At 55.4% G+C, this 13,907-nt stretch carries 15 protein-coding genes and 1 other annotated feature (1 of these 16 running past the window's edge); of the genes, 14 read left to right on the forward strand and 1 reads right to left on the reverse strand.

Annotated elements, in window-relative coordinates:
- Positions 1–87: 87 nt before the first annotated feature.
- The 6 genes from NNL35_RS10360 (at position 88) to obgE (ending at position 4,727) form a co-directional block, all read left to right on the forward strand.
- Positions 88–1,335, forward strand: coding sequence for an Rne/Rng family ribonuclease (locus NNL35_RS10360; protein ID WP_006676696.1), 1,248 nt, complete (start codon positions 88–90; stop codon positions 1,333–1,335).
- Positions 1,336–1,408: 73 nt separating this feature from the next.
- Positions 1,409–1,494, forward strand: a sequence feature (ribosomal protein L21 leader region).
- 13 nt (positions 1,495–1,507) lie between these two features.
- Positions 1,508–1,819 (forward strand): 50S ribosomal protein L21, encoded by a 312-nt coding sequence (gene rplU, locus NNL35_RS10365; protein ID WP_006676697.1) that lies wholly within the window; start codon positions 1,508–1,510, stop codon positions 1,817–1,819.
- Between the two features lie 10 nt (positions 1,820–1,829).
- Positions 1,830–2,165: a ribosomal-processing cysteine protease Prp gene (locus tag NNL35_RS10370; protein WP_006676698.1), complete on the forward strand. Its 336-nt coding sequence runs from the start codon at positions 1,830–1,832 to the stop codon at positions 2,163–2,165.
- Between the two features lie 14 nt (positions 2,166–2,179).
- Entirely contained in the window at positions 2,180–2,491 is a 312-nt protein-coding gene (gene rpmA, locus NNL35_RS10375; protein ID WP_006284685.1) for a 50S ribosomal protein L27, read from the forward strand.
- A gap of 154 nt (positions 2,492–2,645) precedes the next feature.
- Complete coding sequence (locus NNL35_RS10380) at positions 2,646–3,401, forward strand: Spo0B domain-containing protein (RefSeq protein WP_006676699.1); 756 nt, start codon at positions 2,646–2,648, stop codon at positions 3,399–3,401.
- Between the two features lie 12 nt (positions 3,402–3,413).
- Positions 3,414–4,727 carry a GTPase ObgE gene (gene obgE / locus NNL35_RS10385; protein WP_006676700.1) on the forward strand — a complete coding sequence of 438 codons (1,314 nt, stop codon included), beginning with the start codon at positions 3,414–3,416 and terminating at the stop codon, positions 4,725–4,727.
- 57 nt (positions 4,728–4,784) lie between these two features.
- Here the strand turns inward: obgE and NNL35_RS10390 are convergent, their stop codons facing one another.
- Complete coding sequence (locus tag NNL35_RS10390) at positions 4,785–5,639, reverse strand: aldo/keto reductase (protein ID WP_006676701.1); 855 nt, start codon at positions 5,637–5,639, stop codon at positions 4,785–4,787.
- A gap of 248 nt (positions 5,640–5,887) precedes the next feature.
- On the opposite strand from NNL35_RS10390, the gene NNL35_RS10395 reads away from it, so the two are divergent.
- The 8 genes from NNL35_RS10395 to NNL35_RS10430 form a co-directional block, all read left to right on the forward strand.
- The gene (locus tag NNL35_RS10395; RefSeq protein ID WP_006676702.1) at positions 5,888–7,027 is read left to right on the forward strand and encodes a GntR family transcriptional regulator; all 1,140 of its coding nucleotides are present in this window, start codon (positions 5,888–5,890) and stop codon (positions 7,025–7,027) included.
- Positions 7,028–7,359: 332 nt separating this feature from the next.
- Entirely contained in the window at positions 7,360–7,797 is a 438-nt protein-coding gene (locus tag NNL35_RS10400) for an ACT domain-containing protein (protein ID WP_006676703.1), read from the forward strand.
- A gap of 66 nt (positions 7,798–7,863) precedes the next feature.
- On the forward strand, positions 7,864–9,150 hold the full coding sequence (locus tag NNL35_RS10405) for a homoserine dehydrogenase (RefSeq protein WP_006676704.1): 1,287 nt from the start codon (positions 7,864–7,866) through the stop codon (positions 9,148–9,150).
- 54 nt (positions 9,151–9,204) lie between these two features.
- Positions 9,205–10,272 carry a threonine synthase gene (thrC, locus tag NNL35_RS10410; RefSeq protein ID WP_006676705.1) on the forward strand — a complete coding sequence of 356 codons (1,068 nt, stop codon included), beginning with the start codon at positions 9,205–9,207 and terminating at the stop codon, positions 10,270–10,272.
- The gene (gene thrB, locus NNL35_RS10415; RefSeq protein ID WP_006676706.1) at positions 10,272–11,237 is read left to right on the forward strand and encodes a homoserine kinase; all 966 of its coding nucleotides are present in this window, start codon (positions 10,272–10,274) and stop codon (positions 11,235–11,237) included. Before thrC ends, thrB begins: the two co-directional genes overlap by 1 nt.
- A 16-nt stretch (positions 11,238–11,253) precedes the next feature.
- Positions 11,254–12,114, forward strand: a complete 861-nt coding sequence (gene pheA / locus NNL35_RS10420) for a prephenate dehydratase (RefSeq protein WP_006676707.1) — start codon at positions 11,254–11,256, stop codon at positions 12,112–12,114.
- Positions 12,115–12,140: 26 nt separating this feature from the next.
- On the forward strand, positions 12,141–13,019 hold the full coding sequence (gene ilvE / locus NNL35_RS10425) for a branched-chain-amino-acid transaminase (protein ID WP_006676708.1): 879 nt from the start codon (positions 12,141–12,143) through the stop codon (positions 13,017–13,019).
- A gap of 163 nt (positions 13,020–13,182) precedes the next feature.
- Positions 13,183–13,907, forward strand: the 5' portion of a protein-coding gene (locus tag NNL35_RS10430) for a LysM peptidoglycan-binding domain-containing protein (protein ID WP_006676709.1). The gene runs 847 nt beyond the window's last position; the window shows 725 of its 1,572 coding nt (coding positions 1–725); its start codon is at positions 13,183–13,185; its stop codon lies beyond the right edge, outside the window.

Below are 13,907 nucleotides of genomic sequence, written 5' to 3' on the forward strand. Positions count from 1 at the left end.
GATCGGAAAGCATATGGGTTTGGTATGTTCACTGCCTCCTGCTTCATGTTACAATGGAAGATGACGCGCTGTAGCAGAGGTGATACCATGAAACAAATGATTGTTCACTGCGAGGAACAAGTCACGCAAATGGCATTGTTGGAACATGGTCGGCTCGTCGAATATGCAGTCGAACAAGCCACGGGAACTACGTCGGTTGGAAGCTTTTACAAGGGCCGCGTAGTGAATGTTCTTCCGGGAATGCAGGCTGCATTTGTGGACATCGGTCAGAAGAAGAACGCATTTCTGTATGTTGATGATTGTTTGCACCCGCATTTGGAGAAGCAGCCGAAGCAGAAGCCTCCGATAACCAGCTTGCTTCGTGTTGGACAGGAGCTTATCGTCCAAGTGATGAAGGAGGCGCTGGGGGGCAAGGGCGCCCGTGTGACGACCCATTATTCGCTGCCAGGCCGCTATTCGGTCTATATGCCTAACGCCGATTATATCGGAGTATCCAAGAAGATTGAGCAGGAAGCGGAACGAACCCGCCTGAAGCAGCTTGCCGAAGAGCTGCGCGAGAACGAGGAAGGCATGATTATCCGCACCGTGGCGGAGGGAGAGTCGCGAGAGACGCTGCAAGGCGATATCGAGACGCTCCGCGAGCTGTGGAACCGGATTACGCTTCGTTCGGCGCAAGCGGAAGCGCCTGCCCTGCTGCACCATGATCTGAACATGGTGGAGCGGCTGGTGCGGGACGCGTTCTCGCGGGATGTCGATCAACTGCTGATCGACAATGTCCGTCAAGCCGAGCGGTTACATACGTTCGTCCGATCGGTCGCCCCTGATTTGGAGAACCGGATTCATACGTATAAGGAAGCGGAGCCGCTGTTCCGGCGGTATCATGTCCAAGAGCAGCTGGACAAGGCGTTCCAGCGCAAAACTTGGCTGGAAAGCGGAGGCTATTTGGTATGGGACCAGACGGAAGCTTTAACCGTTGTTGATGTGAACACGGGGAAATATACGGGGACAAGCCATCTCGAAGAGACCGTGTATCTTACGAATATGGAAGCTGCGGAGGAAATCGCGCGTCTCATCCGTCTGCGGGATATCGGAGGCATCATCATTGTCGATTTCATCGACATGGATACGGAAGAGCATCGGCAGCACGTGGTCGAACGGCTGGAGACGATGATGAAGAAAGACAGGACGAAATGTCTGGTCGTCGGCTGGACGAAGCTCGGCCTGCTGGAGCTGACCCGCAAAAAAGTGCGGGAACAGGTGATGAACCAGTTCCTTCAGCCATGTTCCTCATGCGGGGGAAGCGGATGGGAGCCGGCACAAATTCCTAACCGTTAATGGAACGCAAAAGGTTGTATTTTGGATTCAATTGTGCTACAATCTATAAGTATGTGTCTAGTGAAGTTGCTTACACATGCTGTAACCGCTCCGGACAGGTTCCAAGCATGAGGCTGCGAGCAGCGTCATCACCTGATTCAGGCGAGTCTGAGACATGAGGAGGTGCAACACAATGTATGCAATTATCGAAACTGGCGGCAAGCAGTACAAAGTTCAAGCGGGCGATGTATTGTACATCGAGAAGCTGAGCGCTGCAGAAGGCGACAGCGTAACATTCGATCGCGTATTGGCGGTATCGAAGGACGGCGGCCTCGTTACAGGAACACCGGTTGTATCCGGCGCTGCGGTAACGGCGAAGGTAGAGAAGCATGGAAAAGGCGCGAAAATTGTCGTGTACAAGTACAAAGCGAAAAAGAACTACCGTCGCAAGCAAGGTCATCGCCAACCGTACACCAAAGTAACGATCGAGAACATTCAGGCGTAAGAGGTGCCGGATGATTCGCGTTACAGTTAGGCGGAAGCCGGATCGATCTATCGCGGGCTTCTCGATTGAGGGCCATGCGGATTATGCTCCCCATGGAGAGGACATCGTATGTGCAGGTGTCTCAGCCGTGTCGGTGGGCGCAGCCAATGCCATTGAGGTTCTGACTGGCGTTGAACTGGAGTGCGAGATGAAGGACGGCTTCTTGAGCGGAACGGTTCCGTTCATCGAGCGGAAGGACATCGAAGCGCAGGTTCAGTTGCTGCTGGAGTCGATGATCATTGGGTTGCAAAGTATCGAAGCTTCATACGAATCGTATCTTCAAATAGAAGAACTAATGACAACATAAAGGAGGTAGACAACATGTTGAAACTGAATCTTCAGTTGTTCGCATCCAAGAAGGGCGTAGGCTCCACGAAGAACGGCCGTGACAGTATTTCCAAGCGTCTTGGCGTGAAGCGCGCAGACGGCCAAGTGGTTACAGCCGGCAGCATCTTGGTTCGCCAACGCGGCACGAAGGTCCATCCAGGCAACAACGTGGGCATCGGTAAAGATGACACGCTGTTCGCAAAAGTGGAAGGCGTCGTGAAGTTCGAACGATGGGGTCGCGACCGTAAAAAAGTGAGCGTCTACCCGGTGGAAGCTGCACCTGTTGCAGCAGCTGTGGAGAACTAAGACGATAGAAAGAAACCCTCGGCTAGTGCCGGGGGTTTTTTTTACCCGGCCGCAGTTCATTTTTCTTGGACGCCCTCCCTTGCGCATGATATACTGAAGATTGGGGAGTCTGTACATAAATGGAAGAATGGAATGATGAGCGGGGAGCCGGAATATGAATAGTTTGCGATTGAAGCTAGGAGGCTGCATCGCGGCAGCGGCCGCATGCGCCATCACTGTCATTGGATGGCCTTTATCATTCACTTGGAGATTCGTGCTTATTCTCGTCATGGCGGTGATGCTGAGCCTGTGCGGGTTCTTGTTATACCGGGAAGAGCGGATGCGACGGAAGCGTGTGGAGCGTTCGCTGGCGACGTCTGCCCTCGAGCTGATGAACCATCAGCGCCATGACTGGATGAATGATCTGCAGCTGGTGTACGGTTACGTTCGATTGAAGAAGTTCGATAAATTGCCGGAATGTGTAGAGACTATAAAAGAGCGAATGGCGGAGGAAAGCCGGATTGCCAAGCTTGGCGTGCCGGAGCTGGTGATGTTCCTGATGCAGCAGCGGCTGTCCGGCAGCATGATGCCGCTCCGAATCGAGATACCGGAACCGGTTGAATTGAACCGGATGGACTTGTCTGTCGATTCGTGCAAGTTGGCCGAGTCGGTCATTGCTTCGGTTCAAGCGTTTCGCTTTGCGGCAAAGGCGCCAAATGACGGGATGAACCCGCTCAGTGTCGAATTTGCCAAGGAGGAGGGCCGGCTCGTCATTCGTTATCAATACGAAGGCATCTTATTGAATCCGGATGAAATGGAATCCAAATTGAAGCATATCGCGTCTGTAGGCGGCCTGCGGCTGGACCAATCGTCAGCGCAGCAGAACGAAGAGCACGAAGCCTACCGCATTGTCGTGCCTTGCAACGCATAATGGGGTGACAGCATGTTTGTAGATAAGACGAAAATATACGTAAAAGGCGGCGACGGAGGCGACGGTCTCGTCGCGTTCCGCCGGGAGAAGTATGTGGCGATGGGCGGACCGGCCGGCGGCGATGGAGGGCATGGCGGCGACGTCATTTTCCGCGTCGACGAGGGGCTGCGCACATTGGTCGATTTCCGCTACCAGAAGCACTTCAAGGCGAGCCGCGGGGAGAAGGGGCGGAACAAGAGCCAGCACGGCGCCAACGCAGAGCATATGATTGTGCGAGTCCCGCCGGGAACGGTCGTGATCGATGACGATACGCAGGAGGTTATCGCCGATCTGACCCGTAACGGGCAAGAGGTTGTCATCGCCAAGGGCGGCCGTGGAGGCCGAGGAAATATGCGCTTCGCCACCCCGGCGAATCCGGCGCCGGAGCTGGCGGAGCATGGGGAAGAAGGCCAGGAGCGCTGGGTTGTACTCGAGCTGAAGGTGATGGCGGATGTCGGCCTGGTCGGCTTCCCGAGCGTCGGCAAATCGACGCTGCTGTCCGTCGTCTCGGGTGCGAAGCCGAAGATCGGCGCCTATCATTTCACGACAATTACCCCGAATCTGGGGGTTGTCGACATCGGGGACGGGCGAAGCTTCGTCATGGCGGACCTGCCGGGCCTGATCGAGGGCGCCAGCGAAGGAGTCGGATTGGGACATGAATTTCTGCGTCATATCGAACGTACCCGGATTATTATCCACGTCGTGGATATGGCGGGAACTGAAGGGCGCGATCCGTTCGACGACTGGGTCAAAATTAACGATGAGCTGAGGCAATACAATGAGAAGCTGGCGGAACGCCCGCAGATCGTGGCGGCGAACAAGATGGACATGCCTCAGGCGGAGGAGAACCTGGAAGCGTTCCGCGAGCAGGTGCGGGCGCTGAAGGGCGACGAAATCGAGATTATGCCGATCTCCTCCTTGACGAAGCAGGGAGTCCAGGAGCTGCTCTACAAGGCGATGGACATGCTGGAACAACTTCCTGACACGCATGTCGAAGAGGTCGCGGACGTTGAAGAGCGCAAAATCTACCGCTACAACAAGAAAGAAGAGAAGCCTTCTTTCACGGTTCGACGGGAGAATGACACATTCGTCATCGAGAGCGAGGCGATTGAAGGCATGCTGAAGCGGATGCAGATGACATCGCATGACGCGATTCTCCGGTTCGCGCGGACGCTTCGCCGGATGGGGGTAGACGAAGAGCTCCGCAAGCGCGGCGCAGAGGACGGCACCATCATCCGGATCGGCGACTTCGAATTCGAATTCGTCGAAGGCAGCAGCTATTACTGATGACATTGAGGAGACCGCAAGCCCTTGATCAGGCATGCGGTCTTTTCGCTGTTATCCCTATCGAGCCGAAGGGGTATCATGCGCATCCAGCTTCGCGAGATCTTCCGAAGACAGGCGAAGCCGGACCGCCTGAGCGCTATCGCGAATCGAGTCCGGCCGGGTCGCTCCCGGAATCGGAAGCAGCTGCGGGGAACGGGCCATCATCCACGCCAGCACGATCTGGTACGGGCTCGCCTCATAGGCGCTGGCCAGATCTTGCAGCAGCGGATCCTGCCGCAGCCTGGACGATTGCCCCGGGCCTCCGAACGGGCTGTAAGCGACGAACAGAATCCGGCGCGACTCGCAGAAGGCAAGCACGTCCGAGGAGCTTCGTTCGAACAAGTGGTAACGGTTCTGGACCGCCGCTACGTTGGCGATGTCCAAGGCCGCCTCGCATTCGGCGACCGACACGTTGGACAGGCCCAGATGCTCAATTTTGCCTTCCTCCTGCAGCCGGCTCAATTCGCCGAACGATTCCGCGAACGGGACTTCCGGATCCGGGGCATGCAAATAATACAGCGGGTGCACGTCCCGCCGCAGCAGGGTGAGACTGCGTTCGCATGCAGCGCGCAGCGATCGCGGATGTGCGCTCCGGGTCCAGGCGCCGTCCGGGCGCGCAAGCCCGGACTTGGTTGCAATCACGCATCCGGGAGCGGACGGGAGTGAGTCTGCGAACAACTGCTCGTTATGACCGAGATCATGCTCGTTCAAGCTATATGTATCTGCCGTGTCGAAGAAAGTGATGCCGTTCTCCCAGGCTTCCTTAATCGTCTTCATGGCACGTTCCCGATCCGGTCTTCCCGGCACCGAGAGCGGAGCTCCTCCGAAGCCGATAGCTGAGATTCGGTAAGAACCCAATTGTTTGTCCTGCATCGTTACCCACCTGCCTTGTTATTATCCAACCCGAACGATGATGCCAGAAGAACATCGATAGGTTTGTATACTTGTACGTCCCCATTGGGAAAAAGTTCCGGTTCAAAGACGGCCATCGTCGACTCGCGAAGGGATGGGGAAATAGGGTATGTCTTTGGCTTGCTGCACGACATTATATCCTATAATATGGTGCTAGCAGCGGCTTTTTAGCATGTACAATCCAGTAAGAAGCGGAGAAGTGAACAACTGTGGAACCGGGAAACAAACCGTTATATGCGCTCATCATAGACGATATAAAGCGGAAAATTGAAGAGGGGAGATATATTGTCCATCAGCAGATTCCGACCGAAATGGAGCTGGCCGATCAGTTCGGCGTCAGCCGCATTACGTCCAAGCGCGCTCTGCTTGAGCTGGAACGGAGCGGATACATTTACCGCAAGCGGGGAAGCGGCAGCTTCGTCAAGGAACGCGCCGAGGATAAGGAAGCCCTCCTTAGCGGCAAATCCGGCTCGCCGCAGCGCATCATCTCGATGATTCTGCCCTATATGGCGGCGAATGGACATTTGAATTACATCAGAGGGGCAACGGAATATTTGGAGAGCAAGGAATATTATTTGAGCATTCATTGTACAGATTGGAATCCGGAGAAGGAGAAGGAATTGCTGACACGCCTTCCGAAGCATGGATTCTCGGGCATCATATTGTATCCGATCAGTTCCATCCACAACATGGATGTGCTGAATCTTCAATACATCGATCAATATCCGATTGTGACGATGGACCAATATTACGACAGCATTCCGGTGCCGAGTGTATGTTCCGATAACTTCCGGGGCGGATATATCGCGGCCAAAAGATTGATCGAGCTGGGGCATCGGCGCATCGCTTTCGTGTCAAGCATCGGAATCGAATACCGGAGCTCGGTTCGCGATCGCTATTTCGGCTACTGCCAGGCGCTCAAGGACGGCGGCCTTCAGAGCGATGCTGAGCTGGTCATCACCGATTTCTACCGGCAGGTGAACGAGGCGAACAAGGAGGCATTCTTCGCGGAAATGATTCAGATTCTCCTGGCAAGAAAAGCGACGGCGATTCAAGCCGAGCACGACGAGCTGGCGCTTGATATGCTGAGAGTGTGCTTGGGATCGAATATCCAGGTGCCGGGGCAGCTGTCGATCATCGGCTTCGACGACGAGGAAGTGTCGCGGCATTGCGATGTTCCGCTCGCGACGGTCCTGCAAAATAAATACGAGATTGGACGGCGGGCAGCGGAAGCCGTCATCGATGCGGTCGAACGGCGGAAGCCGGGGAAGAAGCGGATGCTTGTCCCGGTCGTGCTGCAGGAAAGGCAATCGATAGGCCCCTTCGCCGGCGAGCGAATATTGTTGTAAGCGGAATCATAGAAGAAATGGATAGTAAATATAAGGATGTTGACCTTTCCTACATAGCATGGCCATCAGCGAGTTTCATACATAAAGAGCAAGAGCCTCATCCCGCCGTTGGCCGGGTGGGGCTTTTCGCTATCCGGGCGTCAAGTGCTGCGCCTAGTCCGAAGCGGTGAAAAAATGAAGTTGAAATGAAGGAAAAGGCATTGATTTCATTAAAATTCGTGTATAATGAATCCAATTTCAATTGTTGGCTCATCTCCTATTGCCAATTCGCATACGAATCCGCTATAATGTCCTCTATAAGAAAACAAAAGTCTTTTTACGGAGGACTGAAAATGGCAGAGCGTTACTACTTGGTACGGGAAGATATTTTACCGGATGCGGTGGTGAAGACGGTACGGGCGAAGCAGCTGCTCGCCGCGGGCGAGGTCAAGACCGTTCACGAGGCTGCGGAGCGGGTCGAGCTGAGCCGCAGCGCGTTCTATAAATATAAAGACGGCATCTTTCCGTTGAACCAGCTGGAGCGGGAGCGCATCGTGACGATTTCGCTTGATTTGGAGCACCGCTCAGGCATCCTCTCGAAGGTGCTCAGCTCGGTAGCCGCGTTCGAGGGCAATGTGCTCACGATCCACCAGACGATTCCGCTTCAGGGGATGGCGAACGTTGTTCTTTCGGTGGAGACATCCCTTATTGCCGAACCGTTCGGCATGATGCTTGAGACGCTGCGCGATATTTCGGGCGTGAAGCGGGTACAGGTCATCGGGCAAGGATAAGGCGGGCCGCTTATTTCTTTTTCCATACACATAGACAGTTTGCGTCAAGCGAAGGGGAGGAACGAGATGAAGCCAATCAAAGTAGGACTATTGGGGCTGGGCACCGTAGGTACAGGTGTCGTTCGGATTGTTGAAGGTCATCAGGAGGATCTGGCCAGCCAGGTCGGCTCGCCGATTCAGATCGGGAAGGTGCTCGTCAAGGATGTGAGCAAATCCCGCAGCATTCACGTGCCGGATCATCTGCTCACGGAAAATGCGTGGGATATTATCGACGATCCGGAAATCGACGTGGTCGTCGAAGTGATGGGCGGCATTGAGCCGACCAAGGAGTATATTATGGAAGCGTTGGATCGGGGCAAGCATGTCGTAACTGCGAACAAGGACCTGATCGCGCTTCACGGGCGGGAGATCAAGGCGAAGGCGAAGGAGAAGCGCTGCGATGTGTTTTATGAAGCGAGCGTCGCGGGCGGCATTCCGATCATCCGCACGCTGATGGAAGGCTTCTCGTCCGACCGAATTACGAAGATTATGGGGATCGTCAACGGGACGACCAATTATATTTTATCGAAAATGAGCCAGGAAGGGGCCGGTTACGAAGAGGTGCTGCAGGAAGCGCAGCAGCTTGGCTACGCCGAAGCGGATCCGACCTCGGATGTGGAAGGGCTGGACGCGGCGCGCAAGATGGCGATTCTCGCGACGCTCGGGTTCCATGCGGACGTCTCCCTGGAAGACGTAGAAGTGCGCGGCATCTCCCGAATTAAGAAGGAAGATATCGCTTTTGCCAAAAAACTGGGCTATGAAATGAAGCTGCTTGGCATCGCCGAACGGCAGGATGATCAGATCAGTGTCGTCGTGCAGCCGACGATGGTCAGCACGGCACATCCGCTCGCTTCGGTGAACGGCGTGTTCAATGCGGTATATGTGTACGGGGAAGCCGTAGGCGAGACGATGTTCTACGGCCCGGGCGCCGGCGAGATGCCGACGGCCACCTCGATCGTGGCGGATCTGGTCGCCGTCATTAAAAACATGAAGCTTGGCGTCAACGGACAGCGCGCCTTGACTCCGTACAAGGAGAAGAAGTTAAAATCCGACGAGCAGATCGCTTATAAAAACTTCATCCTGCTTCACGTCGAAGACAAGGCAGGGGTGCTCGCGCAAATTACGCAAGTGTTCGCCGAGTACGATGTGAGTCTCGATTCGGTTGTGCAGCAGCCGAATCCGAACAACCCGGATGCCGAGATTATCATTATTACGCATTACGCCAGCCGAGCGAACATGAATAAGGTGTTTGAGCATTTCGAGCAACTGTCCGTCATCAAGTCGATTAAGAGCGCTTATCGGGTCGAAGGTTAATCGAGCAGCTCCGCATGAATCGATTGAATCCATACGCAAAGAGGGGAATAGGAAATGAGATATATGGGATTGCTGGAGACCTACAAGCGCTATTTGCCGGTTAACGAACATACGCCCATGCTGACGCTGCAGGAAGGCAATACGCCGCTCATTCGGGCGGAGCGCCTGTCCGAGGAGCTGGGGCTGGATATGTATTTGAAATATGAAGGCTTGAATCCGACCGGATCCTTCAAGGATCGCGGCATGGTCATGGCCGTAGCGAAGGCGATGGAAGAAGGGAGCCGCACGATTATGTGCGCCTCGACCGGCAACACGTCCGCGGCCGCAGCCGCCTATGCTGCTCGGGGCGGACTGAACTGCATCGTCCTGATCCCGAACAATAACATTGCGCTTGGCAAGCTGGCTCAAGCGATGATCTACGGCGCCAAGGTGATAGCGATCGAGGGCAACTTCGACCGGGCGCTGGAGATCGTGCGCGAGATTACGGCCAAGCACCCGATTACGCTCGTCAATTCAGTCAACCCGTACCGGATCGAGGGGCAGAAGACAGCTGCCTTCGAGGTGTGCGATCAATTAGGGGCCGCGCCGGACGTGCTCGCCATTCCTGTCGGCAATGCGGGTAATATTTCCGCTTACTGGAAAGGGTTTAAGGAATATCATGCGGCAGGCCATACAGATCGGCTGCCGAAGATGGTCGGCTTCGAAGCGGAAGGCGCCATGGCGATTGTGAAGGGCGAGCCGATTCCGAACCCGGAAACGTTGGCGACGGCCATCCGCATCGGCAATCCGGCAAGCTGGAAGACCGCTGTCGAGGCGGCCGAGCAATCCGGCGGTCAGATTAATTATGTGACCGACAATCAAATTATCGAAGCGTACCAGCTGTTGGCGGCGAGAGAAGGCGTCTTTGCCGAGCCGGCCTCGGCGGCCTCGGTGGCCGGTGTGCTGAAGCTGCACCGGGAAGGGTACTTCACCGGAGGAGAGTCGGTCGTATGCGTGCTGACCGGACATGGGCTCAAGGATCCGAATATCGCCATCCAGACGGCGGCGAAGGAGCCGCTCGTCGTGCCGGACACGGAGGAAGCGGTCATGGCGGCGATTCGCCAGCTGGAGGGTGAACAATAATGTGGAAGGAAGAGGGCGTGCTCGTGCGCGTGCCTGCCAGCACGGCCAATCTTGGCCCCGGGTTCGATACGCTGGGCATGGCGCTCGAGCTCCATTTGTGGGTCGCGATGAAGCCGGCGGAGCAGATGCGAATTCGCCTTCACGGTACGGAGCTTCACGGCCTTCCTGTCGATGAGCGGAATTTGATCTACCGGACGGCTCAAGCGGTATTCCGGGAAGCGGGAGTCGAGGAGCGCCCGCTCGCCCTTGACGTCTACAGCGAGATCCCGCTGACGCGCGGGCTCGGCAGCAGCGCCTCCGCCTTGATCGGCGGGCTTGCCGCCGCCAATTGGCTCATCGGGCAACCGTTGACGGAGCAACGGCTGTTCGATATGGCGACGGCAATCGAGCGCCATCCGGACAATGTGGGGGCCTCTCTGTTCGGCGGAATTATTGCGGCCATGTGGGATGGAGAGCAGGCTCGCCATATTCGGCTGGATCCGCCGGCTGGCCTTGGAACCGTCGTGGCGGTTCCCCAGTTCGAACTCGAGACGAAGAAGGCGCGGCATGTGCTGCCGGAGCGCATTGATATGGCGGATGCGGTATACAATATTAGCCGCTCCTCCGTTCTCGTCGCGGCCCTGGCCAGCGGACGCACGGAGCTGCTGGCGGAAGCGATGCGAGACCGGCTTCATCAGCCGTACCGGGCATCGCTCATCCCGGGCATGCCGGGCATATTGGAGGAGGCGGTGCGGAACGGAGCGCTTGGCGTGGCGCTGAGCGGAGCGGGCCCGACGCTGCTCGCCTTCGTGGACAACCGTGGCGATCATGATTCATTGCAAGCATATATGAAGCAAGCGCTTCGCGATCACGGGGTCGAGTCCCGGGTTATGCCGCTCGGCATAAGCAAGGAAGGAGCCGTGCGCTGCGGAGTGTGGGACGATATGGCGGCGGTGGTCGCTGAACGTGCCGATTCATCACGATAGAAGGAGTTAACTCAATATGGCTAGAATTGCGCTTTTGCCTGAAGGTTCCGTGTCGCATGAGGCCGCGGTCCATCTCGTCGGGGAGCAGCATCAGTTTGATCATTATGCCTTGATATCGGACGTCTTTCTATCGACCGTCCAGGGCAAGACGGATTACAGCGTCATTCCGATCGAGAATACGATCGAGGGCTCGGTGAATCTGCATATGGATTGGATTGTCCATGAGGTGGACATTCCGTTCCAGGCGGAGTGGGTCTACCCGTCCATCCAAAATATTATCGGACGCCGCGCGGAAATCGAAGGCGACTGGTCCCGAGTCGTCAAGGTGATGTCTCACCCGGTCGCCATGGCGCAATGCATGAACTTCATCCGGAAGTATTTGCCGCATGCCGAACTGGAGCATACGGGCAGCACCGCCGAAGCCGTTCATAAGGTCAAGCAGCATCCCGGCAGCGGCTGGGTGGCGATCGGCACCGCCTTGGGGGCCCGTACCCACGGTCTCGATGTACTGGCACCGGAAGTAACGGACCATAATAATAACTATACGAGGTTCGTCCTTATCGGCAAGGAGCCGATGAAGCTGGAGCGTTCCGGCAAGCCGAAGACGACGATTCTGGTCATGCTGCCTGAGGATTACCCGGGTGCCCTGCACCAGGTGCTGTCCGCCTTTGCATGGCGGCGCATCAACTTGTCGCGGATCGAATCGCGTCCGACGAAGCGCCGGCTGGGCAACTATTATTTCTATATGGATATAGAAATGGGGTTGAACACGGTCCTGCTGCCTTCCGCGCTTGCGGAAATTGAAGCGATCGGGTGCCAGGTTCGCGTCCTCGGATCTTATCCAAGCTATGCATTTGAACAAGCTGTACACAAGTAGGCTCAATATACGGAGGTGCTTTTGCCATGTCGCAATGGATATACTTGAACGGACAATATGTCACCAAAGAAAATGCAACGATTTCAGTATATGACCATGGTTTTCTGTACGGGGACGGGATATTTGAAGGTATCCGCGTCTATAGCGGCAATATATTTAAATGCCGCGAGCATCTGGAGCGGCTGTATGACTCGGCGAAATCGATTATGCTTGATATTCCGCTGACACTGGAAGACATGCAGGACGCGATGGTGGAGACGATTCGGCGCAATGAGCTGCGTGATGGCTATATCCGGCTCATCGTCTCCCGCGGAGCCGGCAATCTCGGCCTCGATCCGCGCCGCTGCCCACAGGCGAGTGTCATTATTATTGTCGAGCAGCTCGCCATTTATCCGGAGGAAGCTTACCGCAACGGGCTGCGCACCGTCTCGGTGTCCCAGCGCCGGAATATCCCGGATGCCTTGAATCCGAAGATCAAATCGCTGAACTATTTGAACAATATTCTCGTCAAAATCCAGGCGAACCTGGCTGATGTCGGGGAAGCGATTATGCTGAATGCGCAGGGTTACGTCGCCGAAGGCTCCAGCGATAACATTTTTATTATCAAAAAAGGCGTCGTCTACACCCCTCCATGCTACTTGGGTGCGCTGGAAGGCATTACGCGGGCGGCGATTATGGAATTATGCGGCAAACTGGGCTATACCCTCAAGGAAGAACCGTTCACTCTCCATGACGTGTATGTCGCGGATGAAGTGTTCTTCACGGGAACGGCTGCCGAGGTCATTGCCGTACGCGAAGTTGACGGCCGTATCATCGGTTCCGGACAAGCCGGTCCGATGACGTTGAATCTGCTCAAGCACTTCCGTGAGATCGTGACACAGGATGGCGTCAAGGTGTACGAATAGAGGCATAGCGGCGAAGCGGACAAATCCTCCCTGAACATCAGGGAGGATTTTTTTATATCTAAGGGATGTCAAACGCCCATCATCTGCATAGGATGTAGTAATTGATCCTGGGGCAAGTGTCCCGAAGCATAGAGGATGATGAACGTTTGGGAGGTAACAACACGTGAAAATCCATATTGTCAAGAACGGCGAGTCGTTATATTCCATTTCACAAAAATATGGTGTTCCATTAGAGGAATTAATCAAGATGAACCCGCAGCTGAAGGATCCGAATGAGATCGATGTCGGGATGAAGATTAAAGTCCCATCCTCCAGCCACCCGCAAACCGGGCACGAAATTGTGCATAAGCATGTGGTCAAGGAAGGGGATACGTTGTGGAAGCTGTCGAAGGCATGGGGCGTTCCTTTGCAAGAGATGATTGAAGCGAATCCGCATTTGAAAAATCCCAATGTTCTCGTGATCGGGCAAGTTGTCAATATTCCGAAGGTATCGGGAATGATGCCGCCTTCATCGGATGGGATGCCGATGCATCACAGCAAAGGCGAGATGACGGCACCGAAGCCTAAGGCGGAGCTGACCGCGCCGAAGCCGAAAGCGGAAATCACGCCGCCGAAAGCGGAACTGACCAAGCCAAAGCCCGAAGTTACGGCGCCGAAGCCGGAAGTGAAGAAGCCGAAGGTCGAGATTACTTTGCCGAAGTATGAGCTCGAATTTGAAATGGAAAAAGTGGAGTATTATAAGCCGGAAAAACCGAAGCATGAATATCCGATTTGTCCTCCTGCGCCAACGCTGCCGATTCCGGCCCCGCCGATTATGGAATGCCCGGAGCCTCCCGCTATTCTTCCATACATGGAAGAAAAGCCTAATCCATTTTATTCCTGCTGCCC

This window comes from Paenibacillus dendritiformis, assembly GCF_945605565.1.
In the GTDB taxonomy this organism is placed as follows: Bacteria; Bacillota; Bacilli; order Paenibacillales; family Paenibacillaceae; genus Paenibacillus_B; species Paenibacillus_B dendritiformis_A.